Origin of the sequence: Halomonas sp. 5021 (assembly GCF_036663435.1) — a bacterium.
In the GTDB taxonomy this organism is placed as follows: Bacteria; Pseudomonadota; Gammaproteobacteria; order Pseudomonadales; family Halomonadaceae; genus Vreelandella; species Vreelandella janggokensis.
This window is the reverse complement of the sequence record NZ_JAXOVU010000008.1, coordinates 1-12568: the sequence shown is the minus strand read 5'-3', so window position 1 is coordinate 12568 and position 12568 is coordinate 1. Positions and strand designations below refer to the sequence as shown.

At 56.2% G+C, this 12568-nt stretch carries 10 protein-coding genes and 1 pseudogene; 10 read left to right on the top strand and 1 reads right to left on the bottom strand.

The window, feature by feature from the left end; translation table 11 throughout:
* Window positions 1-562: 562 nt before the first annotated feature.
* A pseudogene (locus R3F64_RS13210) lies at window positions 563-676 on the bottom strand (integrase core domain-containing protein); the annotation flags it as partial.
* A gap of 535 nt (window positions 677-1211) precedes the next feature.
* Here R3F64_RS13210 and R3F64_RS13205 point away from each other — a divergent pair.
* From R3F64_RS13205 to R3F64_RS13160, 10 genes are all read left to right on the top strand, one after another.
* Window positions 1212-2390 (top strand): transporter substrate-binding domain-containing protein, encoded by a 1179-nt coding sequence (locus R3F64_RS13205; protein WP_332611891.1) that lies wholly within the window; start codon window positions 1212-1214, stop codon window positions 2388-2390.
* The gene (locus R3F64_RS13200; RefSeq protein ID WP_332611889.1) at window positions 2387-3037 is read left to right on the top strand and encodes an ANTAR domain-containing response regulator; all 651 of its coding nucleotides are present in this window, start codon (window positions 2387-2389) and stop codon (window positions 3035-3037) included. The genes R3F64_RS13205 and R3F64_RS13200 overlap by 4 nt, the downstream gene beginning before the upstream one ends.
* Before the next feature lie 150 nt (window positions 3038-3187).
* Window positions 3188-4423, top strand: coding sequence for an urea ABC transporter substrate-binding protein (locus R3F64_RS13195; RefSeq protein ID WP_085917739.1), 1236 nt, complete (start codon window positions 3188-3190; stop codon window positions 4421-4423).
* A gap of 104 nt (window positions 4424-4527) precedes the next feature.
* On the top strand, window positions 4528-5400 hold the full coding sequence (locus R3F64_RS13190; RefSeq protein ID WP_085917740.1) for an ABC transporter permease subunit: 873 nt from the start codon (window positions 4528-4530) through the stop codon (window positions 5398-5400).
* Window positions 5401-6504, top strand: coding sequence for an ABC transporter permease subunit (locus tag R3F64_RS13185; protein WP_217807976.1), 1104 nt, complete (start codon window positions 5401-5403; stop codon window positions 6502-6504).
* Entirely contained in the window at window positions 6501-7223 is a 723-nt protein-coding gene (locus R3F64_RS13180; protein ID WP_332611886.1) for an ABC transporter ATP-binding protein, read from the top strand. The genes R3F64_RS13185 and R3F64_RS13180 overlap by 4 nt, the downstream gene beginning before the upstream one ends.
* The gene (urtE, locus tag R3F64_RS13175) at window positions 7210-7929 is read left to right on the top strand and encodes an urea ABC transporter ATP-binding subunit UrtE (protein ID WP_085917742.1); all 720 of its coding nucleotides are present in this window, start codon (window positions 7210-7212) and stop codon (window positions 7927-7929) included. The genes R3F64_RS13180 and urtE overlap by 14 nt, the downstream gene beginning before the upstream one ends.
* A 138-nt stretch (window positions 7930-8067) precedes the next feature.
* Entirely contained in the window at window positions 8068-9066 is a 999-nt protein-coding gene (locus R3F64_RS13170) for an acetamidase/formamidase family protein (protein WP_085917743.1), read from the top strand.
* 17 nt (window positions 9067-9083) lie between these two features.
* A complete protein-coding gene (locus tag R3F64_RS13165; RefSeq protein ID WP_085917744.1) occupies window positions 9084-10781 on the top strand; it encodes a nitrilase-related carbon-nitrogen hydrolase in 1698 nt (565 codons plus the stop codon).
* 60 nt (window positions 10782-10841) lie between these two features.
* The gene (locus R3F64_RS13160; protein ID WP_309780867.1) at window positions 10842-12353 is read left to right on the top strand and encodes an amidase; all 1512 of its coding nucleotides are present in this window, start codon (window positions 10842-10844) and stop codon (window positions 12351-12353) included.
* Window positions 12354-12568 lie beyond the last annotated feature (215 nt).

Sequence of the window (12568 nt, the reverse complement as noted above, 5' to 3'; positions counted from 1 at the left end):
TGAACGAGTGTTTTAATTATATTAATTTCAAAAGCTTATGCAAAATTTCTGAGTTTGATTACCTTTATTACCTTTTTCCGAGACCCCCAAACATTCTGACGTACCCTTCACGCATGATGCGCACGCACACGCGTCACGTGCGTATTTACCAAGGAAGGCAAACAGAGCAAAAGCCAGATTGAGTTGGCACAATTTTGGTACTTATTCTGTACGAGAGGCTTAACGGCGGGGTTTCGTTCTAATCCATCATAGGCGCGACGGAGAACCGACGCGCGGCGTCTGCTGGGTTAATGTTCGTCATATCAATCACTTGCATACTCGGTATGCGGTATAAATAACGTCCTGAAACAAGTGGAAATGATACACCGTAGCGGACGCATAGAATCGGGGATGGTTGGTGTGCGATTGTACGCAAAAAAAACCACCCGGCCCAGAGCCTAAATCGCCACCCAAAGAGGGTGAAATCGTCTCTGTTGCTGCCGTTGAACCCTGAAGAGCGTTTATCAGGCGTGGGGATAAATCGACTTCGAATGCGGTTAGGTCGGGCTATGGGTTAGGGATGAAGGTTGGTGAATCGATGCTCAATCAGCCATTTATCCCCAAAGCGCGCATTGAACGATTCGATGTGGTTGTTTTGGTCTGGTTTTTCAGGCTTGATCAAAAACAAAGCAACGCCACTTAGATATCGCCCACCAACGTATAGGATCGGATTCTAATCGGTAGTGCTACTCAATCGGGGCGTGACGTCGCTACATCGAGGCCATGACCCAAAAAGCCGGGCGGACGATCAATGTTATTTTTACTGTCGGCGTATGAATAACGCTTGGTAGCGGGATACTTGATGATTGCCCAACGAATTGAAGGCTTAGAGGACCAGTTGCACCTGTTCGGGGCGTCGCAGCTTACTTTTGAGTCAAAAGCGCGCATCGATGGTTGGTGAGGCGTGTGAAAAAGCCGTTATGGCAGGCGTTGGTCAGTTGGCACGCTTGTTGCTTTAACTCAATATTAAGAATTTTAGGGTGTGATCTTCGACTTTAAAAATATCGTCAGTGGGTTGACAAAGTCGATAAAGGGTCACAATCTAAATTCTGTAATAGACATATTGTGCGTCGGCATATGCCGAAAGAGCACAGAGCAATAGGGCTCCCATCGTTACCGTCAGGTAGCGTTGTGAGCCCTTTTTTTATGTCCGCAAACAGGAAGGTCGTTCAATGAACAGTCGTATTCCGGTTGGCATACTCTTTTCCACCCAGGGCCCTTACGCCACCGTTGGCCGCTCAATGCGAGATGGGGCGATGCTGGCGCTGGAAGAGGTCAACCAGGGCAAACGATTCCCCTTTGAACTTGTACCTATCGAATGCGAGCCAGCCGGTGACAACGCTGCCTACAGCACCCACGTGCGGCGTTTGCTGCGCCATGAGGGCGTGAAGCATGTGATTGGTTGCTATACGTCTTCCAGTCGCAAAGAGGTCATCCCGATTTTCGAAAAATACGATGGCTTGCTGTGGTATCCGTCTCACTACGAAGGGTTTGAGACCAATAATAACGTCATCTATACCGGCGCCGTTCAGAACCAGCATGTTCTCCCGCTGATGGACCATGTACTCGCCCATATCACCCGGGATGTCTACTTCGTTGGCTCCAACTACGTGTGGGCCTGGGAAAACGGCCGCATCATCAGAGAGCTGACCAAGGCGCATGGCGGGAAAATGATCGCCGAGCGCTACCTGCAGGTCGGTGATCTGGATGTGGCCCGTATCATTGAAGAAATTCACGAAAAGCAGCCCGCGTTCATCATGAACATGCTGATCGGTGAGTCCAGCTATGCGTTCTACCGCGCGTTTGCCAAGGCGCGGGGTGAAAACGCAGCGCTTCAAAAGACCGTGGTTGGCAGCTGTACGCTCTGCGAGCCGGAGCTTGCCCAGATTGGTCCTCAGGCGTGTGCTGGCCATCTCGCATCGAGCGTTTACTTCTCGACGATCGACACGCCGGTTAACGAGCAGTTCGTTGCCAGTTATCGCCAACGTTACGGCCATGATGCCCTGCCGAGTGCCGACGCAGAGGCTTCCTACAACACCGTGCATCTACTCGCCCTTGCTTTGGCTGGTGCTGATTCCGTTGATATCGACCGGGTGAAAAAAGCCTTGCATAGAGCGTCGTTCCAGGCGCCCCAGGGAAGGGTGCATGTCGACCCCGAGAGTAATCACAGTTACTTGACTGTTCGGCTGGGGATATCCCGCGAAGACGCGACGTTCGAGGTGATTTCAGAAGCCACGGCACCCGTCCGCCCGGATCCTTATCTCGTCTGGGCGGAAGCATGTGGCTCAGGGCCAGCGCAGCCGGAAACGCCTATAGCCCAGAACAATATTGGCTTGAGGATCGTGCGATGACGGTTACCACGCGACGCAACTTCAGGGGGCACCGGGCATTGATCGTGTGTGCCGCTGAAAAGGATCGAGCGGTGCTGACTCAGTTCCTTGTGGAGCTGGGTGTCACCCCGGTCGTTCATGAAAGTCACGATGAGGCGGAGGCTGACAAGCCGTTTGACCTGGTGTTCTTCGACGATGAATTGGGCCGCCAGTTTGGCAGCATTACGCGGATGATCGACAGCGTCCAGGGGCCGGCGATTGCCCTGATCGGTTCGGATGCGCCGAGTTCGGTCAATTGGTTCATCGAGCGCCGCGTGTGCGGCTATCTGACCAAGCCGTTACGCAAGGCCGGTATTCTGGCCAGTCTCATCATCGCTTACCAAACCTATAACGAGTCCTGCCAGACGGAGCAACAACTTCATCGTCTGGAGCAGCAGGTTCGTGCCCGTCAGGTCGTCTGCACGGCGGCGATCAAGCTCATCGAGGATATGGGGATTTCGGTCAATGACGCCTTTGCCCTGTTGCGGTCGGCGAGCATGAACCGACGGCTATCCCTTGAGGATTTGGCGGCAATGATCGTCTCGGGTGAGATCGCGGTGGCGGCCCTCAAAGAGGAGATCGACTCGGTTCATCGCCTTCGGGAGACCCGATTGAACGGCTATTTATAGCGGACTGATTGAGATCGGTCGAAGCGGAATATATCGGTCAGGCCTCAAGAGCAAAAGATCGCTTCTCATTTTAGGCAGAGGCGATTAGGGAGCTGTTTAGCTGCAGGACGGCTAGGAAGGAAAAAGTAAAACTACATCAGGGGTATACAAATGAAATACTCAACAATCCAGAAAACGGCCACCTTGACGACGTTGTTGGCGGGCACTTTCGTGACCCAGGCGTCAGCGGATGATCCCATCCAGATCGGTGTGCTTGAGGACCAGTCGGGCAACTTTGCCGCGGTGACGCAGGCTAAGGTGAGTGCCATTGAGTTGGCGGCTGAGGAAATCAACGATGCGGGCGGTATTGCGGGTCGTGAGGTCGAGCTGGTCGTTTACGATACGCAATCGGATGATCGTCGTTACCAGGAGTTGATGCGGCGGGTCCTGCAGCGTGATCAGGTGGATACCGTCTTTGCGGGTTTTGCGTCGTCATCTCGTGAAGCGTATCGCCCGATCGTCAACCAGTTCGACGGCTTGGCATTCTATAACAACCAGTATGAAGGTGGTGTGTGCGACGCCAACATGATCGTGACCGGCGCGGTCCCCGAGCAGCAGTTCTCGACCCTGATTCCCTGGATGATGGAAGAGTATGGCCCGAACGTCTATACGATTGCCGCGGACTATAACTTTGGCCAGATTTCGGCAGAGTGGGTGCGTCAGATTGTAGAAGAGGAAGGCGGTGAAATCGTGGGCGAGGAGTTCATCCCTCTGGATGTTTCCCAGTTCTCGCAAACCATCCAAAACATCCAGGGTGAGGCCCCGGACTTCGTCGTCACCCTGCTGGTCGGTTCCAATCAGGCGTCCTACTACGAGCAAGCGGGGTCTGCAGACCTTGGGATCCCCATGGCTTCATCGGTGAACGTTGGGCAGGGCTACGAACATAAGCGGTTTGCGCCACCAAGCCTTGCAAACATGTTCGTGACAACGAACTTCATCGAAGAAGTGGATACCCCTGAGGCGAATGCGTTCGTTGAGAAATTCTATGAGCGCTTCCCTGATACGCCCTATGTGAATCAGGAAGCCGCCAACTCTTATATCGCCATGTACCTTTACAAGCAGATGGTTGAGCGTGCCGATGGCTCGACCGACAAGGAAGACCTTCGCGCCGTCATCGCCGAGGGAGATGTCTGCTTTGATGGCCCTTCTGGCACGGTGTGTCTCGATCCGCAAAGCCAGCATATGTCTCACAATATCTTCCTGGCAAAAGTGGATGAGAACCACGAGATCTCCTTCCCTGAAACCTGGGAAAATATCGAGCCGTACTGGCTGGGTGACAATGGTTGCGACCTGACCCAGAACGACCCAAGTGCCCAGTACACCCCCTCTAGCCCTCCCAACGAGTAAATATCACGCATCGTCCCGGCAGGGTGGTGAACGTCACCCTGCCTGACCTGTGAGTTTGCATTAAGCGGGAAACCTCGCGGGCGTTTCCTGCCCAGGAGCTGGATATGGAATACCTACATTTAGCGTTCACAGCTTTCTATCAGTTTGGGGATGCGTTTGCTTTTCTGGTGCTATCTGCCATGGGGCTTGCGGTGATCTTCGGGATGATGGGCATCATCAACCTGGCTCATGGTGAATTCATCATGTGCGGCGCCTACGTCACGGTCGTAACGGCACGCCTGGGGGTGCCACTGCCCATCGCGATGCTGTGTGGCAGTCTGGCCGCCGGGATACTTGGCATTGTGCTAGAGCGCACGATCATCCACCGCCTCTATCACCGGCCGCTGGACTCTATTGTGGCCACCTGGGGGATCAGCCTGATTCTTACCCAGGGCACGCTGATCCTGCTTGGCTCAAGCATGTCGGGCATCAGTACGCCGCTTGGCAGCTTTTCGGTGGGCGACTACACATACTCTACCTATCGGATGGTGCTGCTTGGGGTCGCCGTGCTTCTTCTCGTTGGCCTGTATGTGCTGTTTCACCATACGACGTTCGGCATCCACTCGCGCGCCACCATTCAAGCACCGCACATGGCGAAAGCGGCGGGTATCGACACCGGACGTATGTACTCACTCACCTTTGGCCTCGGGGCGGCCCTGGCCGGGTTGGCCGGTGCGCTTTATGCACCGACGATTTCCATCGTGCCGACGCTGGGTGCCAATTTCCTGGTCGAGAGCTTCGTGACGGTGGTTGTCGGTGGCGCGGATGTGTTCCTGGGTACCGCACCGGCGGCGGCCACACTCGCGGTCATCAAGGCCTTTCTGACCGGTTGGCAAGGGCAGCTAATAGGCCAGGTGGGGCTATTAATAACCGTCATGGTGGTTATCCGCATTCTCCCACAAGGCCTGTCTGGCTGGTTACTCAAGGGGCGTACATAAATGGGTATGTTGCAGCGAGAAGGATCGGTGACGACACCTTCGTCGTCTCGAGTTCCCAACTGGATGCGGCTCGTTAACGGTCCGCAAACACTGGGTCGCGGCCCGTTGTTTTGGGTTGGCTTTGCCTTGGCCATTGGGGCCGCCATCGTTTACCCCGCCTTTGCGGATGCCTGGAGCGTCGGTAATACGGCCTACTTCTTTTGCTGGGTGTTCATGGCGCTTGGGCTGTCGTTGATCTGGGGCTACACGGGGTCGCTCAGCTTTGGCCAGACGGCTTTCTTCGGGCTTGCCGGATACACGTACGGTGTCGTCACGATCAACTTTGGCGCGGCTTACGGTATGACCCTCGTCGGCGTGTTGATTGGGGTTGGGGTGTCGTGCCTGGGGGCGGCGCTACTTGGTTACATTCTTTTCTACGGGCGAATCAGCGGTGTCTTCCTGGGTATCGTTACGCTGTCGACCACGCTGGTATTTGCCACCTTTATGGCACAGACCGCTGGCTCGCAATGGGCGATCGGCGATGCACGGCTGGGTGGCGACAATGGCATGACCGGTATGCCGCCGTTGACCATTCCTTGGCCGGGGGGCGATATCGCGCTGTATTCGGGCGTGCCGCTTTATTACCTGCTTCTGGCCCTGCTGGTGCTTTGCTACCTGGGGTTGCGGGTGCTGGTCAATTCGCGATTCGGCAATGTGCTGGTGGCGATTCGTGAGAATCCGCATCGCGCTGAAATGCTTGGTTATGACACGCGCCGCTATCAATTGATTGCCTTTGTGATTGGCAGCGGGCTGGCGGGGCTGTCCGGCGTGCTCTATACCGCCTGGGGGCAGTACATCAGCCCCTCCAACATGGATTTGGCGGCTGCTGCCTTGCCCATTATCTGGGTGGCAGTGGGTGGACGCAAAGATCTTACCGCGACGCTGGTAGGCACCTTGGTGGTGCTGGGCATCTTCCAGAATCTGACGATCTACGGCAGCTACTACGCCTTCGTCATCATGGGACTGCTATTGGTCGTCATCGTGGTCTATTTGCCGGAAGGCTTAATCCCGGGGTTGGCCAGGCTCTTTGTCCGCCTGCGTAAGCGTAAGGAGGGTATGTCGTGACCCTACTGCGAACCGAACATTTATATAAACATTTCGACGGCGTGAAAGTTGCCCAGGATGTGAGCTTTTCGATGGAGATCGGTGAAATCCGCTGTTTGATTGGCCCCAATGGTGCGGGGAAGAGCACGTTTTTCAAGCTTGTGCTTGGTGAGCATCGACCCAGCGCCGGAAAGATATTCTTCTCGGAGAAGGACATCACCAAGTTTCGTTCCTTTGAACGCGTGAAACAGGGCATCGCCGTCAAGTTTCAGGTGCCGGGTATCTTCGCTGAGCTGTCCGTTTGGCAAAACATGCAGATCGCGGTTCAGAACCATCTGCATGGCGATTCAATGACAGCGGCGATCGACAAAGCCCTTGCCTTTGTAAGGCTCACCGACAAGGCAGGCGAGCTTGCGGGTGAGCTCTCCCACGGCGAGCAGCAGTGGCTTGAGATCGGCATGGCGGTGAGTACTGGACCACGTTTGCTGCTGCTCGACGAGCCGACGGCGGGTATGACGCCGGAAGAAACGGCGCGCACGGGCGAGATGATCCAAGCCCTCAATCGCCAGGGGATGTCCATTCTGGCGGTCGAGCACGATATGGAATTCGTACGCCAGATTGCCCATAAGGTCACCGTACTGAACTTCGGTGAGATCTTCGCGGAAGGCACGATCAACGATATCGAGGCTAACGAAGAGGTCGCACGTATTTACCTGGGGACAGCCGATGACGACGAATAATACAGATCTGCTGAGCGTGGAGGGCGTCACGTCTGGCTACGGGACAACCTCTGTTCTGCAAGAGGTCAGCTTGAGTGTTGGCCGGGGAGAGGTGGTGGCCGTCATCGGCCGGAATGGCGTCGGCAAGACGACCTTGATGAAGACGCTGATCGGTCTTCTCAGGCATCGACAGGGCATTATCCGCTTCGATGGTGAGGATATCAGTACGCTCGAATCCCACCAGCGTGCGCGCTTGGGTATTGGCTATATCCCGCAGGGGCGCGAGGTCTTCTCGCGCATGACCGTCTGGGAAAACCTTAAGGTTGGCGAGATGCTCCAGCAGCCAGGAGAGGGCGTCGACTATGAGCGGGTCTACGAGTTCTTTCCTATCCTGCGCGAGCGGGCCAATCAGCGGGCGGGCACCTTCAGTGGTGGACAGCAGCAACAGCTGGCGATCGGCCGGGCCATGGTGGGCAAGCCGAAGCTGATGCTGCTCGATGAACCCTCGGAAGGTATCCAGCCGAATATCGTCAAGGACATTTCGCGCAACATTCTCAAGCTCAACCGTGAGCTGGGCGTCACGATTCTGCTCGTCGAGCAGAACCTGGACATGATCATGACCATGGCGCAGCGCTGCTACGTCATGGACAAGGGGCAAATCACCCACGAGCTGGCTAGGGAACAACTCCGTGACCGTGACGCGATGCGTCGCATTCTGGCGGTTTGAGGGTAGGGCGTGACCCCAAGGTGGGCATGCGAAGCGTAGGTTCATTTCACCATGACGCAAGCTCCGGGCTGCAGTTCCTGGAGCGATGACTGAAAGCAGCTAAAAGTACCTAAACAGTACATAAAAAGGAGTAGAACAATGAATTGGTTTGATCATTCCATCATGGCGCGTCGCGCCGTCGCCAGCGGTAAGCCGGGTACTACCCACCAACTGACAGAGGCGGTTCAAGGTCAGTATCACTATACGCTTGGGCCCAACCCCAAGCCCGTGCTGCATATTCAGCCGGGGGATATCGTCAGTGCGGAAACCCATGATGCTTTCGAAGGCAAACTGCGCTCGGAAAGCGACAAGCCAAGCGAATTGCTTAATCTGCCTTACCTTAATCCGCAAAACGGGCCGATCTACGTAGAAGGGGCCGAGAAGGGTGACTGCCTGGCGGTGTATATCCGCGACATGAAACCCCGTGGCCCGCAGCCTTGCGGTACGACGGCGCTGATTACCGAATTTGGTGGTTTGGTGGCGACCGGTGACACCGCGCTACTCAATGAACCACTGCCGGAGCGGGTTAAGAAGGTAGACGTTGACGCGGAAACCGGCGTGAAGTGGACCGATAAAATAACCCTGCCGTATCAGCCATTTATTGGCACCATTGGGGTCTCGCCAGAGATAGAGTCGATTAGCTCGCTGGTTCCCGATTATTACGGCGGCAATATGGACTTACCCGATGTGGCGCCTGGAGCAGTCATCTATCTGCCGGTGCATACCAAAGGTGCCTACCTTTATCTGGGGGACTGTCATGCAGCCCAGGGCGATGGTGAATTGTGCGGCGTGGCGATTGAGCACCCTACCGTGACAACCGTACAGGTCGACTTGATTAAGGATTGGACGTTCAAGTGGCCGCGCCTGGAAAACGAGCAGTTCTATATGACCATTGGTTCCGCACGGCCGATGGAAGATGCCTCGCGCATTGCCTACCGAGAGCTGGTTCGCTGGCTGGCGGCAGAGTTCGATTTCGATGAGATCGAGGCTTACATGCTGCTCACCCAGGCAGGGCGTGTGCGGTTGGGCAATATGGTGGATCCAAAGTATACGTTAGGTGCTTCCATCCTTAAGTCCATCGTTGGACAAGCACGCTAGCGAGCGGGGAGGTAACAATGAAATACCTTGCCGCCACGGTGCAGTTTGAGCCTGAAATGTTAGCCAAAGAGCGCAATATCGATGCGCTGAAACGGTTGGTGGAAGAGGCGGCTGCGTCGGGGGCGCGGCTGATCATCACGCCGGAAATGGGCCTTACCGGTTACTGCTGGTATGACAGGGAGGAAGTGACGCCCTATGTAGAACCGGTACCTGGGCCTTCAACCGAATGCTTCGCCGCTTTGGCGGCGAAGCTTGACTGCTATATCGTTATCGGGCTGCCGGAAGTGGAGCCTGCCAACGGCCTTTACTACAACACCGCGGTTCTAGTGGGCCCAGAGGGGTATCTGGGTAAGCATCGTAAAAGCCACCCTTACATTGCCGAGCCAAAGTGGGCGGCCTCTGGGGATACGGGCCATCAGGTGTTTGAGACGTCGCTTGGGCGGATTGCGCTGCTCATCTGCATGGATATTCATTTTCTTGAAACCTCACGTCTGGTGGCGTTGCAGGGCGCCGATGTCATCTGTCATCTGAGTAATTGGCTTGCCGAGCGCGCGCCTGCCCCATATTGGATTAGTCGTGCCAGGGAAAATGGCTGCTACCTTATCGAGAGTAACCGCTGGGGGCTTGAACGGGGTGTTCAATTCAGTGGCGGCAGCTGCGTGATTGACCCGGATGGACATGTCCAGGCGAGCAGGGATGACGGCGATGGAGTCGTGCTGGGCGAGATTGATACCGACCGAGTAACAGGGCCGTTAGCCAATGAGCGTCGGCCAGATCTCTATCATGAGTTACTTCATCAAACTTACGCCTGGAACCCGTTGGACTTTTTCAGGCTTTATGGTCATCAGCCACTGCCCAAGGGCAAGGCAAGTACCATTGCGGTTGCTCAATTCTCCCCTTCGAACAATCTCGACGATAATCTTTCCCAATGTATGGCGCTGATCGCCGAAGCAGAGCATGCCGAGCTGGTGGTTCTGCCCGAGTTAGCCCTGACGGGACTGAACGCTGGCGCGATCAATCCTATTTCATCGGAGCACCCTGCTTTCAGCGCACTCTGTCGACTCGCCGAGGATCGTCAACAGTACTACGTGGTGGGTTTCGCGGAGCAGGAGGATGGGCATCTCTATAATGCGGCCGCTCTTGTGGGGGCGCAGGGCGTTATGGAGGTGTATCGCAAGATTCATTTAACCGAGGTTGATCGAGAATGGGCAACACCAGGCGAACGTTGGGTTAGCGGCGATTTACCCTTAGGTCGCGTGGGAATGCTGATCGGCCATGATGCCGATTTTCCCGAGGCGGGGCGTATTCTGGCGCTGCGAGGGTGTGATGTGATCGCTTGCCCTGCCGCCTTACCCGGGCCTTTTCATAGTGCGCATCCCGGTACAGGCATTCGTCAGCCAGCCCCTATTTCTACCGGCCCGGACGAACACCATTGGCACCATTACCGGGTGCGTGGTGGCGAGAACAACTGCTATTTCGCCTTCGCCAATGTGCATATGCCCGAGTCGGGTTTACCCGGATTAAGCGGTATATTCGGACCGGATACGTTCCATTTCCCTCGCCAGGAGGCGCTGATGACCAGCGCCAGGGGCTGCATTCAGCTTGCCATCGACACGAGCAACCTGGAGTCGGCTTACCCGAACAGCGCTGTGCGCCGCAAGGACCTGGTGGCGATGCGCCTGCCACACCATTACCACAGCTTGTTGGAGAGGTAGTTTGTTCCTCACTTACTAGATGCCTTTTCAGGCAACCGTCTGTTTATAGGAGAGTTGACCATGAGCGTGAAGCGACCCGGCATTGATACCTTGGCGGCCATTTCCGATTATTACGGTTTTGACCTTTCCTTTGATGAACTGAGCGAGTTCCAGTCCGCCGTTGTGGGCTCAATGGCCATTTATGATCGCCTGGATGAACTGGCGGATGAATCACTGCCGGTCAACTACCCTCGGTCAGAATTGGGTTATCGCCCGGTAGGTGACGACAACCCGCTCAATGGCTGGGCGTGGAAGTGTTCGGTGCCTGGGGCCAAGGAAGGACCGTTAGCCGGTCGAACAGTGGCGTTAAAGGACAATATCGCGCTGGCAGGCATTCCCATGATGAATGGTTCGCCGATCATGGAAGGTTTTGTGCCCCGGGAAGACGCCACCGTGGTCACACGGCTGCTCGACGCTGGCGCGCATATCATCGGCAAGACGGCCGTACCTGCGTTCTGTTTTGACGGTGGCGGCTGTACCGGCTATCCCGAGCCTCAGCCGGTAAATCCGCACGATCATGACCGGCTGGCCGGGGCCTCCTCCAACGGCAGCGCCGTGGTGGTGACTAATGGTGAAGTGGATATGGCGCTTGGGGGCGACCAGGGCGGTTCCATTCGGCTGCCCGCCTCGTGGAGTGGCTGTTACGGCATCAAAGGCACCCATGGCCTGGTGCCTTACACGGGGATCTTTCCGATTGAGCTGACAATCGATCATGTGGGCCCCATGGCGCGCACTGCGGAAGATTGCGCGCGCATGCTGGAAGTGCTGGCTGGCTCGGATGGGTTGGATCCGCGCCAGTACGATGTACGCACGGCGAAATATACCGAATCGCTTAGCGAAGACCTTGCAGGTTTGCGTATTGGCATCCTGCGTGAAGGGTTTGGCATTGCCGGTGTCAGTGAACCGGACGTGGACGCCGCTGTGAGAGAGGCCGTCAGCATACTGGAAAAAGCCGGGGCGCGTGCCTCGGAGGTCTCAGTCCCCATGCACAGCGACGGGCTGGCGTTGTGGAGTGCGATCGCCTTTGAGGGTGCGACCGAGCTGATGGTCAGGGGCGATGGTTACGGCACCAACTGGCGCGGCCATTACAGTACGCAACTGATGGACTTTTACGGACGGGCTCGCCGCGCCCGTGGCCATGACTTCAGCGACACTGTGAAGATGACGGTGCTTGCCGGGCATTACATGTCCGAGCAGTATAATCGCCACTACTACGGTAAGGCCCAGAATATCGGTCGGCGGCTAGCTCGCGATTATGACAAGGCCCTGCAGGAATATGACCTGCTGATCATGCCCACCACCGCCATGAAAGCGGTCAGCAGGCCGGCAGATAAACACCTCACCAGCACACTCGCCGGTGCGCTTGGCAATCTGCACAACACCGCCCCGTTTGATGTGAGCGGGCACCCGGCAATGAGCGTGCCGGTCGGCTTTTCAGAAGGCCTCCCTGTCGGTATGCAACTGGTGGGGAGACGCTGGGATGAGGCAACCGTGCTGAAGGTCGCCCATGCCTATCAGGTCGCTATCGGCTAGCGGTATGCGTCCAGCGCCGTAGGAGGTGTTATACCCAGTCCTTAACCTTCGCTCGTAAAGCCCTTGTAGGCCAGCGCCCGACTTCGTCGGGCGATAACCTTCGGTGCCGGGATGCTTGCTGATCGCGCAATAAGTTGTGCTCCTTGTGTCTCTCAAGAGGGAATGATTAGCTACCATTCTCTCTGGCCAGAAGGGTAACCCGTTGGGCTCCTGAT